The sequence below is a fragment of the Gammaproteobacteria bacterium (ex Lamellibrachia satsuma) genome (assembly GCA_019623805.1).
Classification (GTDB): Bacteria; Pseudomonadota; Gammaproteobacteria; order Chromatiales; family Chromatiaceae; genus QGON01.
The window spans coordinates 1,262,001-1,283,505 of the sequence record CP053680.1 but is presented as its reverse complement, the minus strand read 5'-3'; the positions used below and the strand labels follow the sequence as shown (position 1 = coordinate 1,283,505).

The window sequence follows — 21,505 nt, the reverse complement described above, 5'->3', positions numbered from 1 at the left end:
AGGCTGTTGGCAGACAGACGGGCGGACAAAAGAGGAGATAGGCAATGTTTGAATTAATGGATACACACAGTCAAAACGCTGTGATCAAAGTGGTAGGCGTAGGCGGAGGCGGCGGCAACGCAGTGAACCACATGCTTACAGGCGAGATCGAGGGCGTTGACTTCATCTGTGCCAATACCGATTCACAGGCACTGCGCAACAGTGAAGTGCGTACACTGCTGCAACTGGGTTCCGACATCACCAAAGGTCTTGGTGCAGGCGCAGATCCTGAGGTAGGCAGACAGGCTGCCCATGAGGATCACGACCGGATCCACGAGGTGCTGGACGGGGCCGATATGGTCTTTATCACCGCCGGCATGGGTGGCGGCACAGGTACCGGTGCAGCGCCGGTGGTTGCCCAGGTGGCCAAGGAGCTGGGCATTCTGACGGTGGCAGTAGTCACCAAACCCTTTGGCTTCGAAGGCGGCAAGCGCATGAAGATTGCCGAAGCGGGCATGGCCGAACTGTCGAAGAGCGTCGACTCCCTGATCACCATTCCCAATGAGAAACTGTTGGCGGTGCTGGGCAAGGAGATGAGTCTGCTGAATGCCTTCAAGGCGGCAAACGATGTGTTGCTGAACGCTGTGCAGGGCATTGCGGAGCTGATTACCCGTCCCGGCCTGATCAATGTGGACTTCGCCGACGTGAAGACCGTGATGTCGGAGATGGGCGCGGCAATGATGGGTTCAGGCGAGGCATCGGGCGAGAACCGGGCGCGTGAGGCGGCGGAGAAGGCGATTCGCAGCCCGCTGCTGGAAGACATCAACCTGTCAGGCGCAAAAGGTATTCTGGTCAATATCACTGCGGGTCTCAACCTTTCCATCGGTGAGTTCGATGAGGTGGGCAATACCGTGCGGGAGTTCGCTGACGAAGACGCCACCGTGGTAGTGGGAACGGTTATCGACGGCGATATGCAGGAAGAGATGCGGGTGACCGTGGTCGCTACCGGATTGGGTGATCTGTCAGTAGCCGAATTACCGAAACCGGCTCGACAGGCCGATGCGGGGCTGGAACTGGTGGCTTCGGATATCGTCACTCCAGGCCCGAATGACTATAGAGATCTGGATCGTCCGACGGTGGTTCGCAAGGGCTTGGCGGCCAAACCTGCCGCCGAAGCGCCGGCAAAGACCAGTCTCGACTACCTCGATATCCCGGCATTCCTGCGTCGTCAGGCCGATTGAACTTTGTGGAATAACCGTGTTCAGAGTGTTGGAGTTTCAGGGTGGTGCAGCGTGCCGGGATCGGAATCACATTTGGCTCCGATCCCTCATATTCAAAGAATGCGACGGCCTTTTTGTCGGATAATTTGACATGTGATAACATTCCCGCGCTCATAAATATCAATTTCTCAAGGGAGCGAAAACGGCAATGATTCGGCAACGCACACTGAAAAATGTGATTCGCGCCACTGGCGTCGGATTGCATACAGGTCAAAAGGTCTATCTGACCCTAAGGCCTGCTGTGCCGGATACAGGTATCGTGTTTCGCCGGGTTGACCTGGATCCGGCAGTCGAGATCCGTGCCTGTCCGGAAAATGTCGGTGACACTCGTCTCTCTACGACCCTGATGCAGCATGGGGTCAGGATCTCGACGGTGGAACATCTGCTTTCGGCCTTGGCCGGACTCGGTATCGATAATGCCTATGTCGATGTCAGTGCCCCCGAAGTGCCGATCATGGACGGCAGTGCCGGACCTTTCGTGTTCCTCCTCCAGTCTGCCGGAGTGGAGGAACAGAACGCGGCCAAACGCTTTATCAAAATCAAGCGCAAAGTCGTGGTGGAAGATGGAGACAAGCGCGCCAGTTTTGAGCCTTTTGACGGATTCAAGGTAAGCTTTGCCATCGATTTCGACCATCCGGCGTTTGTGCAGCGGGCTCAGTATGCCAGCGTCGACTTCTCCTCCACTTCATTCGTCAGAGAGGTGAGCCGCGCCCGGACCTTCGGTTTCCTGCGTGATATCGAGATGTTGCGCCAGCGGGAACTTGCCCTCGGTGGCAGCATGGACAACGCGGTGGTCGTGGATGACTACCGGGTGCTGAACGAAGATGGCCTGCGTTACGAAGACGAGTTCGTCAAACACAAAATCCTCGACGCCATCGGCGATCTCTACCTGCTCGGCCACAGCCTGATCGGCGCCTTCAGCGGTCACAAATCGGGACATGCCCTCAACAACCGCCTGTTGCGGGAGCTGATGCAGGACACGGAGGCCTGGGAAGAAGTCACCTTCGACGAGACCGAAAAGGCGCCTATCTCCTATATGAAGCCTGTTCAGGTGACCTGAGCTGATTTAGCTTCCCTGAAATGAAAAAGCCGCACCCACACAGGATGCGTCTTTTTTTATTTTTACTAAGCAATAAATTCCCGCAAAGAAAGCGAGGTCTATTTCTCTGCGTGTCTGCTCAGACGCAGTAGTGCCTCCCGCAATTCGGTCGATTCGGTGCACTCTGCGGTACTTCGAATCATCGCGGCGCTCTCTTTAGAAAGAGTCAGCGGTTCCGCTGGGTGGTGCCGTTCGGCGGGTGCGGATTGGGGTAGAAAAACCTTGATTCTGATACTCTCCAGCGCCACCCCCTCGGCTTTGAGTTTCTCCCGCAGGTCACGCCCCAGGTAACGGAAGCGGCTGGCCCAGGCGGGTGAGTCAACAAACAGCACCAGCCGGGTTTCATGCGGTACGGCTCCGATGCAATGGTCACCCAGGGGTTCTGGCAGCAGCAGGCGAATTCTGGCCAGTAGCGCCGCATGTTGCGCCAGTTTTTTGTTCAGGGTTTTGATCGATTCCCGGGAGCCAAACAGCTCTCCCAGTGACTTCATCTTGATTTGCATGGGCAAATCATAGGAGAATGCGTGGCTGTATGCCATGGCTATTGGCAGAGAAAGGCCTAAAGGTTTCGGCTTAAGCGGTCGATAAATGCCGTAGTTCCCCCTGAAAATCCCGGATAGAACTGGATAAATGAAGATCATCTACTTGCGTGGCATCGGAAAAAGCTGTAGTACCACAGGACGTTGTCTATCGGCAATCACCCTGCTTGGACTGCTTTGCGTCTTTGGCGCAGGCATGCTTTGGACCGGTTACAGAATGGGTGTGCAGGACGTGACTTTTCCTGAGCACCAGCTGGTGCGTTCGCTGAGAGATACCTTCACCCAGGAGCGTCGTGTACTGGAAGATACCAGGACCGATGCCCAAGAGCGCATCGACGGCCTGGCCATGCGGCTGGGGCAGTTGCAGGCTAATTTGCTGAGGCTGGATGCCCTTGGTCAACGCCTGGTGGATATCGGCAGCCTGGATAAGGGTGAGTTCAGTTTCGAGGCGCCGTCAGCTGTGGGTGGTCCGCTAGTGGATGAAGTGGTGAAATCCCAGTCGGTGCTGCCGGAGATCCTGAAGGACATGGACAGCCTGGAAGTGCTTATCGCGAACAGGGAACAGCAATTGATGTTGCTGGAAGATCTGATTATGAACTCGGAGTTGGAGAAATCCGTACACCCGGCCGGTCGTCCCGTGGCCAAGGGGTGGATCTCTTCATATTATGGCATGCGCAACGACCCGTTTACCGGCAAGCGCACCATGCACAAGGGGATGGACTTCGCCGGAAAGAAAGACTCGGATGTCGTTGCGGTAGCGGCAGGCGTGGTGACCAAGGCGGGCGAGCAGAGCGGTTATGGTTACCTGATTGAGATCAATCACGGCAAGGGTTATGTCACCCGCTATGGCCACAACTCGAAGATCAACGTCAAAATCGGTGACCGGGTGCAGCAGGGCCAGACCATCGGCAGCATGGGTTCAACCGGCCGTTCCACAGGCCCTCACGTTCATTTTGAGGTGCTGCGTAATGGTAAAACCGTCAATCCCACCAAATATATCCGCACCAAACGCACAGAAGCCCGGGCCTGATTCCTGCGCCCCCCAACCGCCGATGATCTTAACGTAGGCAGCACCGTGCGCTTAATGTAGGGTGCGCCATGCGCACCAGGCAGCTTGAATTCCGCAGATTTACCCACATATCCGGTGTTGTGGGGTCTGATTCGGCACTAAAGCCGTGCCCCACCCCCATCACTTCCCCTCTTGCTTCATGAAACCGATGGCATGGGGTATGATTGCCCGATTTCGCATTTTTCACGGACACCAATAACTACATGGTCACCAACATATTCAAGAAGGTCTTCGGCAGCCGTAATGATCGTCTGGTCAAGCGGATGAGCAAGGATGTCACCAAGATTAGTGCGCTGGAAGCGGATATGGAGGCGCTTTCGGACGAAGCGCTGAGTGCCAAAACCCCGGAGTTTCGCGAACGCCTGGAGAAGGGGGAGTCTCTCGACTCACTCCTGAGTGAGGCCTTTGCCGTTGTGCGTGAGGCTGGGCGCCGGGTGATGCAGATGCGCCACTTCGATGTGCAGCTGATTGGCGGCATGGTGCTTAACCAGGGCAAGATCGCCGAGATGCGGACCGGTGAAGGCAAGACCTTGGTCGCCACCCTGGCAGTCTATCTCAATGCCTTGCCTGCCAAGGGCGTGCACGTGGTGACGGTGAACGACTATCTGGCCCGCCGCGACGCGGCCTGGATGGCCAGGATCTACCACTTTCTGGGGCTGAGTACGGGTGTCATCAACTCCTCCGGCGGAGGGGGGCCCGATAGCGCGTCCTACCTCTATGATCCCGAACACTCTGGTTCCACGGATGGTTTCCTGCACTTGCGCCCCGTTGAGCGTAAAGCGGCTTATGCCGCCGATGTGACCTACGGCACCAACAATGAATTCGGTTTCGACTATCTGCGCGACAATATGGCGTTCAGCGGAGAGCAAAGGGTACAGCGTCCGCCTTTCTATGCCATCGTGGACGAGGTGGATTCCATCCTTATTGATGAGGCGCGAACACCGCTGATTATCTCCGGTCCCACCGACGACAGTTCCGACCTTTACCAGGCGATCGATAAGATCATTCCTCGGCTGACACGGCAGGACCCCATCACCAACGACGAGGGGCAGCCGGATTTTGGTCCCGGCGACTTTTCGGTGGATGAGAAGGCGCGCCAGACTTATCTCAGCGAAGAGGGGCATCAGCATGTGGAGGATATGCTGACTGAGGCCGGGCTGCTGGAAGAGGGCGCAAGCCTCTACGATTCAGCCAATATCATGTTGATGCACCATGTGAATGCGGCGCTGCGCGCCCATGCCCTGTTCCAGAAAGATGTGGAGTACATAGTCAAGGATGGGCAGATCGTTATTGTTGACGAATTTACCGGTCGTACCATGCATGGCCGCCGCTGGTCAGATGGGCTGCACCAGGCAGTCGAGGCCAAAGAGGGGGTGGAGATTCAGCACGAGAATCAGACGCTTGCCTCAATCACCTTCCAGAACTATTTCCGGCTTTACGAGAAACTGTCGGGTATGACGGGTACGGCCGATACCGAGGCCTTCGAGTTTCAGCAGATCTATGGATTGGAGGTCGTGGTTATCCCCACCAACATGCCCATGGTTCGCGATGACAAGGGTGACCTGATCTTTCTTACGCCGGATGAGAAGTATCAGGCAATCCTCGACGACGTGCAGGATTGCGTGAAACGGGGTCAGCCGGTGCTGGTGGGTACCGCTTCCATCGAGACCTCGGAACTGGTTTCCAATTTGCTGAACCAGGCCAAGGTCGAGCATAAGGTTCTGAATGCCAAGCACCACGAGCAGGAGGCCGAGATTGTGGCTCAGGCCGGTGTGCCGGGTGCGGTTACCATCGCCACCAACATGGCGGGCCGAGGTACAGATATCGTGTTGGGCGGCAATCTTGAGACTCAGTTGGCCGTGTTGGGAGAGGACCCGAACCAGGCAAAAGTCGATGAGATGTCCGAGGCGTGGGGGTTGGTACACAAACAGGTCCTGGAAGCCGGTGGTCTGCACGTGGTGGGTACCGAACGCCATGAGTCCCGCCGTATCGACAACCAGCTGCGGGGCCGCTCCGGCCGTCAGGGTGATCCTGGCTCCAGTCGCTTCTATCTTTCGCTGGATGACAGCCTGATGCGCATATTTGCCTCAGACAAGGTAGGCGGCATCATGAAAAAGCTGGGCATGGAGAAGGGCGAGGCGATCGAGCATCCCTGGGTAACCAAGGCGATCGAGAATGCGCAGCGCAAGGTTGAGGGACGCAACTTCGATATCCGCAAACAGCTGCTCGAATATGATGATGTGGCCAATGACCAGCGTAAGGTGGTCTATCAGCAGCGTAACGAACTGATGGAGACGGAGGATATCTCCGAGACCATTACCAGTCTGCGTGCCGACGTGGTGGATGATGTCATGCACCAGTATATCCCCCGTGAGAGTCTTGAAGAGCAGTGGGATGTGTCGGGGCTGAGTCAGGCATTGGCTGATGCGTTTAGTGGAGAGTGGCCGGTCCAGCAGTGGCTGGATGATGACCATGATCTGCACGAAGAGACGCTCCTCGCACGTATTGAGGAGACGCTCGAAGTTGAGTATCAGAAGAAGGAGGGTTTCGTCGGTGCCGAGGGGATGCGTCAGTTTGAGAAGGGCGTGATGCTACAGACCCTCGACGGTATCTGGAAAGAGCATCTGGCCGCGATGGACTATCTGCGTCAGGGTATTCACCTGCGGGGTTATGCGCAGAAAAACCCCAAGCAGGAGTACAAACGCGAAGCCTTCGAGATGTTTTCCAACATGCTGGACGGCATCAAAACCGAAGTCGTGGGCGTTCTCTCAAAGGTACAGGTACAGATGCCGGAAGAGATGGCGCTGCAGGACCACTCTCAGCAGGGCAGCGACTTTGAGTTCAAGCATGAAGAGTTTCATGGCCTGACCGAAGAGGAACAGGCTGCACCGCAACAGGCAGCTGCTGCAGAGGAAGAGCATCAGCCGTTTGTGCGTGAAGGACGCAAGATCGGGCGCAATGAACCCTGTCCATGTGGTTCCGGTAAGAAATACAAGCAGTGTCATGGGCGCATCGCCTGATCATGAGGGATGATGTCTATTCTGTCCCCGGCATTCGCCTGGGGGTGGCGGCAGCGGGCATCAAGTATCCCGACAGGAATGATCTGCTCGTTATAGAGTTGCCGGAAGGCGGGGGCTGTGCAGGCGTCTTCACTCGTAACGCGTTTTGTGCAGCCCCGGTGCATGTGGCCAAACAGCATATGGGGGTAGAAACCCCCCGTTATCTGCTGATCAATTCCGGAAATGCCAATGCCGGCACCGGCGACCAGGGTTTGTTGGATGCGCAACGCTCCTGTGCGGCGCTGGCTGAGGTTACCGGCTGTGAGGCTGCCCAGGTTCTGCCCTTCTCCACCGGTGTGATTGGTGAGAATCTGCCGGTCGATTGCATTGAACAGGTGCTGCCGAAAGCGATTGAGTCTTTGGATGAGGCGTCGTGGGAAGTGGCCGCGGCGGCGATTATGACCACCGACACCCGCCCAAAAGTAGTATCCCGACAGTTCGACCTGGCGGGGGAGAGCATCACCGTGACCGGTATTGCCAAGGGCTCCGGCATGATTCGGCCCGATATGGCCACCATGTTGGCCTATCTGGCAACGGATCTCGCAGTGGATGTTTCGCTACTGCAGCAGTGCCTGCGTGATGCGGTCCAGCCCTCCTTCAATAGCATTTCCGTGGATGGGGATACCTCCACCAATGACGCTTGTATGCTGTTGGCCAGTGGCAAGGCCGGGGTTGAATTAGTGTCTGATGCCGACTCTGAGGCATACCGGAAACTGAGTCAGACGGTCACCGAGGTCTGCATGTCTCTCGCGCGGGAGATAGTGCGGGACGGCGAGGGCGCAACCAAACTGGTCGAAGTGCTGGTGGAATCCGCGACCAGTGAGCGGGAGGCGAGATCGGTTGCCTATACCATTGCTCACTCCCCCTTGGTCAAGACGGCGCTTTTTGCCTCCGACCCCAACTGGGGGCGTATTCTCGCCGCAGTAGGGCGGGCTGGCCTGGAAGATTTGGTCATTGATCAGGTGGAGATCTGGCTCGACGACCTATGTATCGTTCGGGACGGAGGACGTGCCACAGACTATACCGAAGCGGCGGGACAGCAGGTGATGGATCGCGCCGAATTCACCATCGGCGTGAAACTGGGCCGTGGTCAAGCCGCAGCACGGATTCTGACCTGCGATCTCTCCTACGACTACGTCAAGATCAACGCTGAATACAGAACCTGATGGATTGATGCTGATCCACGTCGCCGCCGCAGCTATCGAGGATGACCAGGGCCGCATTTTGATCGCCCGGCGTCCGGAACAGGTGCATCAGGGCGGGCTCTGGGAGTTCCCCGGCGGCAAACTGGAAGCGGGTGAGTCTCCGCTGCAGGCGCTGGAACGGGAGCTGCTGGAGGAGCTCGACGTCCGGCCGCTGCGCTCTGAACCACTGATCCGCATCACCCATCACTATGAAAATCGTTCCGTGCTCCTTGATGTCCACCGTGTGAGTGCCTTTGAGGGAACGCCCCGGGGTGTCGAGGGTCAGCCGCTTCGTTGGTGCAGACCCCAGGAGATGCGCCCTGAGGTATTTCCTGCGGCGGATCGCCCTGTAATTACGGCGCTTCAGCTGCCTTCCCGTTACCTCATCACCGGCGCAGATTCATCACGGCCGGAACAGTTTCTGCGGCGTCTTGAGCATGTTTTGCAACAGGGCGTGCGTATCGTCCAGTTGCGCGCCCATGAACTATCCGATCAGGATTACCGGGAGCTGGTCGATGCAGCCAGGAAAACTACTGGAAATGTGGGTGCCCGCCTCATTCTGAATCGCCCGGACAGCGTCCTGGACTGGGCCGGGCTGGCAGATGGTCTGCATCTCAATCGACATGCATTGATGTCACAACAACGACGTCCAGTGAACGCAGGCCTGGTGGGGGCTTCCTGTCATGATCCGGAGGAACTTGCCCGCGCTGTCGACCTGGGACTGGACTACGCGCTACTGTCACCCGTGCTGCCGACGGCCAGCCATCCTGATGCGGAGCCTTTGGGGTGGGATCAGTTTGAGGCGTGGGTTGATCAAGCGAATCTTCCAGTCTATGCGCTGGGGGGGATGCGGTTGGAAGCGATGGTTGAGGCAAGGCGGCGTGGTGCCCAAGGTATTGCGGCTATCGGTGGATTGTGGCCGGAAAACTGAAAAGTCCTGGGTCTCAGTCCTTGAAACCATACTCCTTGATCAACTGCCGTACGGTATCGATCGCCTCAGGGGCGCTGTTCAGGAAGCTAAAACCAGAATCATAGAATGACCGGTTGATGTCGTTGCTACTCCAGCGGCAGGCTGCCCGGAAATCAATCTTTTGCGGGTTACCTTCGATATCCGGCAGCCGGATCTCCATCGAAAACTCTTTGTCTTTGGGGATTTTCTGGTCACTGAGCAGCATCAATCCCTCGCTCGATATGTCGACAACATGCCCAAGCAGCTGCTCGTAATCGGTATCCCAGACACGCAGATAGTAGATGAGGTGGCGCCGTTTGATCTGGCGGCGGTCATCCTCTGTCTTTTGTCCGTCGTTATCGTGTTGAAAGGGTTTCTTGATATACATACTGATTTACTGCTCCTTGCCTGATCCTGGACTGGCTGCTGTCTGTTTCCCGCATTGGACGGACAGCAGCAGCAATCTATGTTAGCTTTCGGCAGATGGAGGTTTTTCTTGATCAATCTGAAAGAAAAACATCTCTTTATTGAGAATGAATAGGGAATAAAATAGATGTTGTCTCGCCTTTTTTCCAGGGAGTTGCTGCGCAATTCGGAGTACCAGTCGGCCTGGGTGAGGCTGGCGATCTGGGGCTTCAGTGTCGGTTATATCGGGCTTGGCGCCTGGACCGACTACTATGTGGTCGATGTCGGGCAGTACTATCTCTTTTTCGGTTTCTTCATGCTGGTCTTTCTGGGCCTGCTGGTCAGTATCTACTATGTGCCGGAGATGCCGGCGCGTCGCTACGTCACAGTTGTTTCCGATATCGTAGCCGTCAGTCTGGCAATATTTCTCACCAACGAGGCAATCAGCCCCTTCTATCTGCTCTACATCTGGATCTTCGTCTCCTACGGAACCCGCTATGGCAAGCGGCTGTTGAAGGTCGCTTCCATCCTTAGCGTCTTCGCCTACAATGTTGTGTTGGTCGCCCTGGATGAGTGGCAGCAGCACACCTTCGAGGCCTTTTTTTTCCTGCTGCTGCTGGTGGTGCTGCCGATGTACCAATACTCCCTGCTGCGCAAGCTGCATGAGGCGCGGCAGGAGGCGGAACAGGCAAACAAGGCACGGGGGGATTTTCTTGCCACCATGACCCATGAACTGCGTACCCCTTTGATTGGGGTGATTGGTATGTCGCGGTTGATGCAATCCACCCGCCTGGATTCAGAACAGCAGGAGTATCTGCACTCAATCAAGGCCTCTGCTCATCTGTTGCGGGCATTGATTGGGGATATCCTCGATTTTTCCAAGATCGATGCCAACAAGCTGGAGCTGGAAAGCAGTGCCTTTGAAGTCCGGGATCTGCTGCGTGGTGTCACTTCAACCCTGGCAACAGAGGCGCAGGAGAAGCAGGTTGAGTTGATCTGTCAGGTGGATGCGCGGCTACCCAGAGAGTTATTGGGAGATGAACTGCGGCTCTCTCAGATTCTCTTCAATCTAGTGGGTAATGCGATCAAGTTCACGGATGAGGGAGAGGTGATCCTGCGTGTCTTGCTGGCGACGGGTGACGAGAAGGTAACGGTGCCGCATGTTCGGCTTGAGGTGGAGGACACCGGGATCGGCATCCCGGCTGAGAAGCTGGAGAATATATTCGAGATATTCTGGCAGGCGGATGTGTCGACCAGCCGTCGCTTCGGTGGTACAGGCCTTGGAACCACGGTGGCTCGCGACCTGACGCGCTTGATGGGGGGGGATATCGGGGTCAGAAGTCGACTGGGTGTGGGAACCTGTTTTTGGGTAAAACTCCCCCTGCTGCCGAAGGATGGCAGCAAAGTTGGGGTTAATCCCCCTGTATTGTCCGGCCGCCGCTGTCTACTGCTTGAAGCCAGCGATAAGGGGAGGGCCGTATACAGCGAGGTGGTGACGGAGTTGGGCATGGAGGTAACAGCGGTCTCCAGCGTAGATTCACTGAAGCAGATGCCAAAGCAGGCCTGGGAGCTGATCCTGCTCTGTGATTCGGTCAATGGTATAGATCCGGAGAGCGTGCTGAACCAGCTCGATGATTACGTGACCGGACAACCTCCGGTGCTGTTTGCCGGCTATCGAGGGCGCAAGGTGAATCTGCCGACACGGGCGATCCCGGTATTACTGAAGCCTTTTCTTGTCGATCAGCTTGCGCAAGCCGCAGTGCGGGCGCTGCGAGGGGAGAGTGCGAGCGGTGAGGATGAGGCGGCATTTCCCAAACGTGGAGGCCAGCGTGCTGAAGACAGCGGCGTAAATATTCTGTTGGCGGAAGATAATTCGATTGCTGCGAAGGTGCTGACGACGCTATTGGTTCAGAAGGGGCACCGGGTGATTCATGCCATTGATGGAAGACAGGCGCTGGAGGCGGCGACGGGTAACGAATTTCATCTGGCCTTTATCGATCTTCGTATGCCGCATCTGGATGGCTTTGATTTCACCCGTCTCTACCGTGAGCAGGAGCCCGAGGGACTGCACATGCCGATTTTGGCGCTCACTGCCAATGCCGCAGAGGATGTTATAGAACAGTGTCACGAGGTCGGGATGGATGGCTTTATCAACAAACCGGTAGAGCCGGAACAGTTGGATTTGGTGATCTCCAGATATGTGCAGACGCAGGAATATGGGTAGATGTTATGAGTGACCTGGTTGAACGGGCGGCACTCTATGCCACCCAGGCCCATGCGCGTATCGATCAGCGGCGTAAATATTCCAACCAACCCTACGATGTCCATCTGCGGGCGGTGGCTGAGATCGTGTCTGAGGTCACCGATGATGAGCACATGATTGCAGCGGCCTGGCTGCATGACACGGTAGAGGACACCACTGCCACGGTGCGCGATATTGAAACGGCCTTTGGTCCGGATGTGGCGGCCCTGGTATCCGATCTGACGGACATCAGTCGTGCCAGTGACGGCAACCGGGCGGTGCGTAAGGCGATCGATCGGGACCATACGGCAAAGGCATCGGTTCGGGCGAAGACCATCAAATTGGCAGATCTTACCGACAACTGCCGGGATATCTGCAAGCATGATCTCCGCTTTGGACGTGTCTACCTGGCGGAGATGGCGGCGCTGCTCGATGTTCTTGAAGAAGGCGATGAGCGGTTGAAAAAGCAGGCCCGTAAAGTCTGGGTGCGCTGTCAAGAGAAGATCGGCCACGACCCCGCCGCAGTGTCAAACTCAATAGCGGCGCCTATACGTACCGGTTTTGGTCAGAATTTTGAACAGGGACGTGCCTTGCGGCTGTTTACCAAGTCGTTCTCTGCGCGGGATATTGCCGAGCCCCTGGCTTCATTCGATGCGGAAACGTCGGCAAAATCTGTGCGCAAGATATTGCAGAAAAATGGCTGGTCAGTAGCCGGGCTGCGGGATGACGGATTAGTCAGCGGATATATTCATGAAGTGGATCTGCTCTCCGGCTTTTGCAGGGATCACCACCGCTCATTTGCCCGGGGACAGGTGCTGCGTGAGAATGCATCACTTTCCGATGTGATACATGTCCTGACCCGGCATGAGAGCTGCTTCGTCTCCATGGTGGGCGGCGTTTCCGGCATTATTTTGCGGGAGCATATACAGAAACCGATCGTGCGCATGTGGTTGTTTGGCATGGTCACCATCATAGAGATGAATCTGGTGGAAAGGATCGAGAGAATCTTTCCGGATGATCTTTGGCGTGAGCAGTTGAGCGAGTCACGCCTAGCGAAGGCGCTTAAGATGCAGCAGGAGCGCACCCGCAGAGGCCAGTCCGGCCGTCTTCTGGACTGTCTGCAATTTTCCGACAAGGCCAAGATCCTGATCACCGATGACAGTCAACTGCAATCCCTTGGATTCGACAGTCGCCGCACGGCCAAGAATGTGGTCAAGGAGTTGGAGTCACTGCGTAACAACCTGGCCCACTCCCAGGATATCGTCGCGCACAACTGGCCTCAGATCGCGCGAATGACGCAGCGGATCGAGGAGCTGATTCTTTGGGATGGTGAAGAAACGACGCCATAGGTCGCAAGTTTGACTATCTGCGTATGAAAGATAGCTCATTTACTGGTAACTTCAGGGCCTAGGCTGGTTAGGACAGATTCGTCTTGCTTGTATTGGTTTTTAGCTTTGGTTAACCTCAATAGCCATTAATTATAAGAAAAAAAGGGGATAGACATGTCTGCGAAAGTAGCAGGACGTTCAAGTTGCTATGTGATTGGTGGTGAATCCTTCCTAATTCGCTGTGTCGAACATCTTTTACAGCAGGGGTTTGATGTATACGGTATTTTTAGCAGCGACCCGGATGTCAGAGCCTGGGGCGAGGAACAGGAGATTCCCTGCTTCAACAACGATAGCAGCATGGTGGAACGCCTGCGCCACAAGCCCTTCGACTTCCTTTTCAGTATCGTCAACCTGTCCGTACTGCCCGAAGCTGCAGTGGAGTCCGCGCAGCGCATGGCGATCAACTTCCACGACGGGCCGCTGCCCCGCTATGCGGGGCTCAATACCCCGGCTTGGGCACTCCTTAATCGTGAGTCGCAGCACGGCGTTACCTGGCATCAGATTGCAGGGGGCGTAGACGAGGGAGATATTCTCACTCAGCGCATATTTCCGATCAGTGTGACTGAAACCTCTCTCTCCCTGAATGCCAAGTGTTACGAGTCGGGGCTGGATAGCTTTCAGGAGCTGGTGCAGGCGGTGTTGGAAGAAAATCTGCAGCCAATACCCCAGGACCTGAGCCATCGATCCTATTTTGGTTACTGCAAGCGGCCTGAGGCGGCGGCGGTACTGGATTTCGAGCTTGAAGCCGAGGCTTTGGAGGCTATTTTCCGTGCCCTCGACTTTGGCGCCTATGACAACCCCCTGGCGTTACCCAAGCTCTGGCTGGGGGAATGGGCGTTAGCGGCCGAGAATATTGAACTGCTGCAGAGTACCTCGGAGCAGCCGGGGGGAACTCTGCTGGAGATCGGAGAACAAGGCCTCAGCATCAGCACCGCATCCTGGGATGTACGAATCTCCGGACTGCGTGATTATGCGGATCAGAACCGCAATCCTTTGGAAGTGGTACAAGCGGCTGGTTTGAGCGTTGGGAACCGATTGCCCTTTCTCTCCCACTCCTTGCGCGAGGATGTGACGCAGGTTGATGAGGCAGTCTGTCGTGACGAGCGTTTCTGGCGGCGTAAACTGCAGCAGTTGGAGCTGGCAGCCATCCCCTATGCCCGGCATAAACCGGCAGAACGAGGTGGGAGTACGCATGAAAGCAGTTCCCAGACCCTCTCAGGAGCACCCGGCGGCGACCGCCTGGCAGCACTGTTCGCCCACTATATCGCACGTCTCACCGGCCATGAACGGTTCGATCTGGGGTATAGCGATCAACGCCTGCAGGTTCAAGCGCGGAAAGCTGCGGGGCTTATCTCGCCCTTGGTGCCTTGGCGGATAGATCTGCGCGAGGTGGAGTCCGTGCGTATGCTCTGCGAGCAGCTGGAGTCCTCCCTGGTGGTGTTGCGTGAGCACAACGGCTTTTCTCGGGATCTGGCTCTTCGCGTCAAGGGGTTGGAAGGCAGGTTGAACGCAGCTGGTTTACCACCGCTACCGGTCACCGTGATCCGGGGGGGCGAAGCGGAAGCGTTGCTGACCGATGGGTTGCCGCTGGCGCTGGTGGTGCCTGGTCAGGATGGTGCCCTGGAATGGCATTACGACACCACCGTCTACAGTAGTGAAATCATCACCCGGATGCAGGCCCAGTTTGAAGAGTTGGTACGCCAGATTGGTGGCAACGAAGAGCGAGCAGTGGGAACCTATTCCATCCTTTCACAGGAGGAACGGAAGCAACTGCTGCAAGATTGGAACGACACCTCAAAGACGTATGCCGCCGATGACTGCATCCATCAGCTCTTTGCCCAACAGGCCGCGCAGGCTCGGGAATCCACCGCCCTGGTGTTCCAGGATCAGCTTCTCAGCTATCAGGAGCTTGATCTTCGGGCCAATCGTCTTGCTCAATATTTGATCAGGCAAGGGGTGGGTCCGGATGTGCCGGTGGGCATCTCCCTGGAACGTTCTCCGGAGATGGTAGTGGCCTTGCTGGGGGTGCTCAAGGCGGGAGGAGCCTATGTGCCGATGGATCCTCACTACCCTAAGGAGCGGCTGCGCTACATGGTTCAGGATGCCGGCCTCTCTCTGATCCTCTGCGGGAAGGAGCACCTGGGGGTCTTCGGTGGCTTGGAAGTGGAACTGCTTGATCCGGTCGCAGAGTGGCCGAATATAGCGAGGTTCCCTGGCGATGCGCCGCAGACCGGAGTCCGCTCATCAAATCTGGCGTATATCATATATACATCCGGATCCACAGGGAAACCCAAAGGGGTTATGGTGGAGCATCGCAATGTGGTCAACTTTTTCACTGGTATGGATGACCGCATAGGTGCTGATGTGGGTACCTGGCTGGCAGTAACCAGTATTTCCTTCGATATTTCGGTATTGGAGCTCTTCTGGACGCTCTGCCGTGGTTTCAAGGTGGTGCTCTACGGGGGAGATGAGGACCATCTGCCCACAGAGGCATTGAGCAGCCGATATCCTGACAAGTCGATCGATTTCAGCCTCTTCTTCTGGAACTACTCCAGCAACGAGGATATCCAAACTCACAGCAAATACCATCTATTGATGGAGGCGGTTAAATTTGGTGATGGCAATGGTTTTACTGCTGCCTGGACGCCTGAGCGCCATTTTCACTCATTCGGCGGGCTATTTCCTAACCCAGCCGTAATCAGTGCTGCCTTGGCTGCGGTCACCAACAATATCCAGCTGCGTTCCGGCAGTGTGGTACTGCCCCTGCACAGTCCCATCCGCGTGGCGGAGGACTGGTCGGTGGTGGACAATCTCTCCGACGGCCGTGTTGGCATTGCTATCGCAGCAGGTTGGCAACCTAACGATTTCGCCATCAAGCCGGAAAATCACGCTAATGCCAAACAGGTGATGATGGACTCCCTGGAGCAGGTACGGCAGCTTTGGCGTGGGGAGACGGTGGTCTTTCCTGGCCCCAAAGGTGACGTGGAAGTGACGACCCAGCCACGGCCGGTGCAGGATGAGCTGCCTGTCTGGCTTACGGCGGCGGGCAATCCAGAAACCTTCCGCATGGCGGGTGAAGCGGGTTGTGGCATCCTGACTCATCTGTTGGGGCAGTCCGTAGAAGACGTGAGCAAGAGTATCCAGCTCTATCGGGATGCGTGGAAGTCAGCTGGGCACCCAGGCGAGGGGCATGTGGTGATTATGCTGCATACCTTGATTGGCGAGGACGAGGAGGCGGTCAAACAGGCCGCTCGTGGCCCCATGAAGAGCTACCTGACCAGTGCTGCAACGCTGGTTAAGGCGGCGGCCTGGCATTTTCCCACTTTCAAGGATCTCTCGACCCGCGGCGTGCAGACCATCGACGAGTTTGTCGACAACATCTCCGCCGAGGATTTCGATGATCTGCTTGACTTCGCTTTTGAACGCTACTACCGCACAAGCGGCCTCTTCGGTACGCCCGAACGTGCGCTGGAGATGGTCGACCAGTTAAAAGAGATTGGCGTTGATGAGATCGGCTGCCTGGTTGATTACGGCGTCGAATCTGAAGTTGTGCTTGATCACCTGCCCTTCCTCAACAAAGTAAAGGAAGCAGCTGGCCGGAGCAATGATGAGACTGTGGACTATTCTATTGCTGGTCTCATTCGTCGCAATCAGGTGAGCCATTTTCAGTGTACCCCCTCCATGGCCACTATGCTGTTGAATGATATTGATGCCCGGGCAGCGTTGGCGGGCCTCGACCGTATGATGGTTGGGGGCGAGGCATTTCCGCCATCGGTGGCGGCGGAACTGCACCAGCTGGTTTCCGGCAAGGTCATAAATATGTACGGTCCTACCGAGACCACTATCTGGTCGACTACCCACCAGCTTGACGGTGAGTTGGAGCAGGTGCCCATCGGCCGTCCTATCTCCAACACGCGTATCTATCTGTTGGATGAGCAACTGCAGCCAACCCCGGCGAGTGTTCCTGGCGAACTCTATATCGGTGGAGATGGTGTGGTGCGAGGTTATCTGGGACAGCCGGAGCTGACCGCTGAGCGGTTTCTGCCCGATCCTTTTTCCGGGCAGGAGGGTGCGCGCATCTATCGTACCGGTGATCTCGCCTGCTATCGGAAGGATGGCATTCTGGACTTCCTCGGCCGTGTCGATCATCAGGTCAAGATTCGTGGCCATCGCATCGAACTGGGTGAGATCGATGCCCACCTCGGACTTCATCCAGAGGTTGTGGAGTGTGCGGTAGTGGACCGGGAAGACGCCAGTGGCTCTCGGATGCTGGTAGCTTACTTGCAGTCTGCCCATGCCAATCCGCCGGAACCTGAAGTACTGAAGCGTTTTCTTGCCGAGAAGCTGCCGAGTTTCATGCTGCCCTCCCTTTTTGTTTTTCTCGTTGTGCTGCCGAAGACGCCGAATGGAAAGATTGATCGCAAGGCATTGCCCGATCCCGATAGTGCGCAGGTTGCCTCAGGAGCAGAGTATGTGGCGCCGCGTGATGCGCTGGAGGAGGCGGTGGCAGATATCTGGCAGGAAGTATTGCTTCTGGACCGTATTGGAATCAACGACAACTTCTTCGAGCATGGCGGTCACTCACTTACCGCAGCCCAACTGATTGCCCGGCTGCGTGCCATATTTGGCGTGCAGTTACCGCTGCGCACCATGTTCGAGGCACCTACCATAGAGCAGGTGGCGGAGCGACTGGTCGCAGATGAGACGCATCCAGGTCAGGTGCAGGAAATTGCCGGTTGGGTGCAACGTATCTATTCAATGTCAAACGAGGAGTTGGCAACGGCGCTACAGCAACAACTCCGCCAATCCGGCGATCAGGAGGCAGTGGTTGTTGCCGCCGCTGACGCGGATGAACGTGCCGCCCAGTGTGAAGCACTGCTGGGGCTGGTTCAGGGGAGCGAAGGCCATCAGTTGTTGGATTTCTCCGACATACCACGGACAGATGCCGAACAACCCAGGCTCTCCTTCTCACAGCAACGCATGTGGTTTATCGATCAGCTGGAGCCAGGAGCTCACTACAATGACTATTTCGCCCTGGAGCTGACCGGAGAACTTGATGCTGAGGCGCTGGAACGGAGTCTAAACGATCTGGTGCGGCGGCATGATGTGCTGCGCACAGTCTTTGCATCTGAAGAAGGGCGTCCTTATCAGGTAATAGCTGAAGAGTTGCAGCTGCCGCTGGAACAGCATGATCTGTCCGACCAGGTTGGGACTGATCAGGAGAGTTCTCTACAGAAGCAGACAGCGCAGCAGATCTGCATGCCGTTGGATTTGGCGTTGGGGCCGGTATTGCGCACCCTGCTGTTCAAGCTCGATGCGCAGCACCATCTGTTTTTGCTCATCATTCATCAAGGTGCCAACGATTCCTGGTCGCTGGGTGTTTTCATGAGCGAGTTGAACGCACTCTACAATGGTTACCGTCAGGGACGGGAAGACGTTTTGTCGCCGCCTTCACTACAATATGCAGATTTTGCCGAGTGGCAGCGGGAGCGCCTCAGTGATGAGACGCTGGTTGATTCACTCACCTATTGGCAGGAGCGACTTGCCGGCGAGCTGCCGGTTCTAGATCTCCCACAGGATCGTCCCCGCCTGGCTAATCAGACTTTCCGGGGCGCACGTATACCGGTAACACTGTCACAGGAGTTGACGGAAAGCCTGGCGGTACTGGGTCAGACTCAGGGATGCACCCTCTATATGACGTTGCTGGCTGGATTCAAGGTCCTGCTTTCCCGCTATTCCAGAATGGATGACATTATCGTCGGTTCGCCTATCGCCAACCGCGATCATCCACAGTTGGAGTCGTTGTTGGGTATGTTTGTCAACAATATTGTGTTGCGCACCGACCTCAGTGGCACCCCCGATTTTAACGTCCTGTTGTCGCGGGTAAAGGAGACCGCGACCGGAGCCTATGCCCATGCAGAGCTCCCATTTGAAAAACTGGTGCAGGCGCTCCATCTGCCGGTGGATATGAGTCACACGCCGCTGTTTCAGGTGATGTTTGATTTCCATAATACGCCAATGCCGGAGATCGACATGGAAGGGTTGGCAGTCAACCGGCGCACCCTGGATGCCGGCATGTCCCGTTTCGACCTGACCTTGGAGCTGGCGGAGGGTGCGGATGGAGTCGCTGGTTATTTCGAATACAACCCAGACCTGTTCGACGAGGTCACTATCCAGGCCATGTCCACTCACTTACATTGCTTGCTGGAGGCTGTGGTTACCGATCCAACCGTTGCGATTCCTGCGTTGCCGATGCTTTCGCCGGAAGAGAAGACGCGGCTGGTGGATGACTGGAACGAGACAGATGTGGAGCTGGCCGGTTCCGCAGGCTTCCATCATCTATTTGAGCAACAAGTGGCACAGGCGCCTGACGAGGTGGCAGTGATCTTTGGTGAGAGCCAACTGACTTACCGGGAACTCAATGTTCGTTCAAATCAGCTGGCCCACTATCTACGAACCCTGAAAGTAGGTCCCGATGTGTTGGTGGGGCTCTGCCTGGAACGTTCCGTCGATATGCTGGTTGCGCTGCTCGGGGTGCTCAAGGCCGGTGGCGCTTATCTGCCCCTCGATCCCGACTATCCCGCTGATCGCATCGGATACATACTGGACGATGCGGACGTGGCTCTGCTGCTCACCCATCGTTCTCTGTTGGAGAAGCTGCCTGCCTGCAAGGCAAACGTACTGGCTATCGATGCGGAGAAAGACCTGATCCGGAAGCTGGGTGCAGATACGCCAGAGCCACTGGAAACAGCGGATAACCTGGCCTACGTCATCTATACATCGGGTTCGACAGGTCGTCCCAAAGGGGTTCAGGTTCAGCATCAAGCGGTGAGCAACTTTCTCACCAGCATGGCGAAGTGTCCCGGGATTGACGTGAACGATGTTGTGCTGGCATTGACCACTCTCTCTTTTGATATCGCCGTGCTGGAACTCTACCTGCCATTGATCGTTGGCGCCAAGGTGGTGATTGCCAGCCGGGAACAGGCATTGGATGGCCGCGATCTGAAGGATCTTATGCAGGACCATGGGGTTAGCCTGATGCAGGCGACACCGGCAACCTGGCGATTGCTTGTGGATTCAGGTTGGCAGGGAGATGCCGGCTTAAAGGTTCTCTGTGGTGGTGAGGCCTTGTCTCAGGGTTTGGCGCGGGATCTGGTTCGCCTCACTGGAGGGGTGTGGAACATGTATGGACCTACAGAGACCACGGTCTGGTCCACCTGTTTCCACATCACCAGCGAGGAAGAGCCCATCAGGATTGGCCGTCCCATCGATAATACGAGGCTCTATGTGCTTGATCAATACCAGCAGCTGGTGCCGGTCGGTGTTCACGGGGAGCTGTACATCGGTGGACTGGGTGTCACTCGGGGGTATCTGGGACGGCCGGAACTTACCGAAGAGCGTTTTGTGGAAGATCCATTTTCCGGAGACGGGACGATGATGTACCGCACTGGTGACTTGGTGCGTTATAGAGTGGATGGCGAGCTGGAGTACCTAAACCGTCTCGATAACCAGGTGAAGGTGAGGGGATTCCGCATCGAATTAGGGGAGATAGAATCAGTTCTTGCGGAATATGGCAAGGTTAAACGCAGCGTTGTGGATGTCCGGGAAGTTCGCCTCGGAGACCGGCGCCTGGCAGCTTACTATGAGCTTGAAGCGGGGACCCACACCACGCCCACCGAACTGCGTAAACATCTTCGGGCCGAACTGCCCGACTACATGATTCCACAGCACTTTGTGGAGCTTGACGAACTGCCACTGACACCCAATGGTAAGGTGGATCGCAAGGCCCTGCCAGCGCCCTTTGCCAGCGCTGCAATAGAAGAGACGTTCGAGGCACCGAAAACCGCTCTTGAACAAGGGCTGGCGGCTATCTGGCAGGAAGTTATCGGCATCGACCAAGTTGGTTTGCATGATAATTTCTTTGACCTTGGTGGGCACTCTCTGCTGGCCATGCAGGTTGTGGCAAAGGCGCAGGAGCAGCTTGGTACCAAGTTGTCGTTGCGATCACTGGTCTCCGACTCCCTGTCGCAGATTTCGGCGGGTCTGGAACCAGTGCTTACTGGCGGGCCGGAGGAAGTGCAGAAGAGTGAAGAGCCTTCAGAGGAGAGCGTATCCTTCGCAGGGAGGGACAATAGAGCTGAGAGAGGGGTGCTGGGTCGCATTAAGTCAAAGCTATTCAAGGATTGAGTCAAGGTTTCCACGGCAAGTGTCTTTACTGACTGGACATGATTTATCATGGAGGGGTCGTCTTCTCCCCCCTGTCCCATTGGGGGGCTTTGACACTGCCAGTTATCAATATATTACAGAATTCC

Annotated in this window: 11 protein-coding genes; 9 read left to right on the top strand and 2 right to left on the bottom strand. The window is 56.3% G+C overall.

Features of this window, described 5'->3' with window-relative positions; genetic code table 11:
* Positions 1 to 44 precede the first annotated feature (44 nt).
* Positions 45 to 1,220: a cell division protein FtsZ gene (gene ftsZ, locus HPY30_05360; protein ID QYZ65461.1), complete on the top strand. Its 1,176-nt coding sequence runs from the start codon at positions 45 to 47 to the stop codon at positions 1,218 to 1,220.
* Positions 1,221 to 1,407: 187 nt separating this feature from the next.
* Positions 1,408 to 2,319: a UDP-3-O-acyl-N-acetylglucosamine deacetylase gene (locus tag HPY30_05355; GenBank protein ID QYZ65460.1), complete on the top strand. Its 912-nt coding sequence runs from the start codon at positions 1,408 to 1,410 to the stop codon at positions 2,317 to 2,319.
* Positions 2,320 to 2,417: 98 nt separating this feature from the next.
* On the opposite strand, the gene HPY30_05350 is transcribed toward HPY30_05355, so the two are convergent.
* A complete protein-coding gene (locus tag HPY30_05350) occupies positions 2,418 to 2,861 on the bottom strand; it encodes a DUF721 domain-containing protein (GenBank protein ID QYZ65459.1) in 444 nt (147 codons plus the stop codon).
* Positions 2,862 to 2,988: 127 nt separating this feature from the next.
* Here HPY30_05350 and HPY30_05345 point away from each other — a divergent pair, with 127 nt between their 5' ends.
* The 4 genes from HPY30_05345 (at position 2,989) to HPY30_05330 (ending at position 9,140) form a co-directional block, all read left to right on the top strand.
* Complete coding sequence (locus tag HPY30_05345) at positions 2,989 to 3,927, top strand: M23 family metallopeptidase (GenBank protein QYZ65458.1); 939 nt, start codon at positions 2,989 to 2,991, stop codon at positions 3,925 to 3,927.
* Positions 3,928 to 4,169: 242 nt separating this feature from the next.
* A complete protein-coding gene (secA, locus tag HPY30_05340) occupies positions 4,170 to 6,986 on the top strand; it encodes a preprotein translocase subunit SecA (GenBank protein QYZ67919.1) in 2,817 nt (938 codons plus the stop codon).
* A 2-nt stretch (positions 6,987 to 6,988) separates the two neighbouring features.
* The gene (gene argJ / locus HPY30_05335) at positions 6,989 to 8,191 is read left to right on the top strand and encodes a bifunctional glutamate N-acetyltransferase/amino-acid acetyltransferase ArgJ (GenBank protein QYZ67918.1); all 1,203 of its coding nucleotides are present in this window, start codon (positions 6,989 to 6,991) and stop codon (positions 8,189 to 8,191) included.
* Between the two features lie 4 nt (positions 8,192 to 8,195).
* On the top strand, positions 8,196 to 9,140 hold the full coding sequence (locus HPY30_05330) for a Nudix family hydrolase (protein QYZ65457.1): 945 nt from the start codon (positions 8,196 to 8,198) through the stop codon (positions 9,138 to 9,140).
* 13 nt (positions 9,141 to 9,153) lie between these two features.
* Here the strand turns inward: HPY30_05330 and HPY30_05325 are convergent, their stop codons facing one another.
* Positions 9,154 to 9,546 carry a PilZ domain-containing protein gene (locus HPY30_05325; GenBank protein QYZ65456.1) on the bottom strand — a complete coding sequence of 131 codons (393 nt, stop codon included), beginning with the start codon at positions 9,544 to 9,546 and terminating at the stop codon, positions 9,154 to 9,156.
* Between the two features lie 192 nt (positions 9,547 to 9,738).
* Here HPY30_05325 and HPY30_05320 point away from each other — a divergent pair, with 192 nt between their 5' ends.
* The 3 genes from HPY30_05320 (at position 9,739) to HPY30_05310 (ending at position 21,380) form a co-directional block, all read left to right on the top strand.
* On the top strand, positions 9,739 to 11,787 hold the full coding sequence (locus HPY30_05320) for a response regulator (protein ID QYZ67917.1): 2,049 nt from the start codon (positions 9,739 to 9,741) through the stop codon (positions 11,785 to 11,787).
* Between the two features lie 5 nt (positions 11,788 to 11,792).
* The gene (locus HPY30_05315) at positions 11,793 to 13,154 is read left to right on the top strand and encodes a bifunctional (p)ppGpp synthetase/guanosine-3',5'-bis(diphosphate) 3'-pyrophosphohydrolase (GenBank protein QYZ65455.1); all 1,362 of its coding nucleotides are present in this window, start codon (positions 11,793 to 11,795) and stop codon (positions 13,152 to 13,154) included.
* Between the two features lie 153 nt (positions 13,155 to 13,307).
* A complete protein-coding gene (locus HPY30_05310; GenBank protein ID QYZ65454.1) occupies positions 13,308 to 21,380 on the top strand; it encodes an amino acid adenylation domain-containing protein in 8,073 nt (2,690 codons plus the stop codon).
* The last annotated feature ends 125 nt before the right edge of the window (positions 21,381 to 21,505 follow it).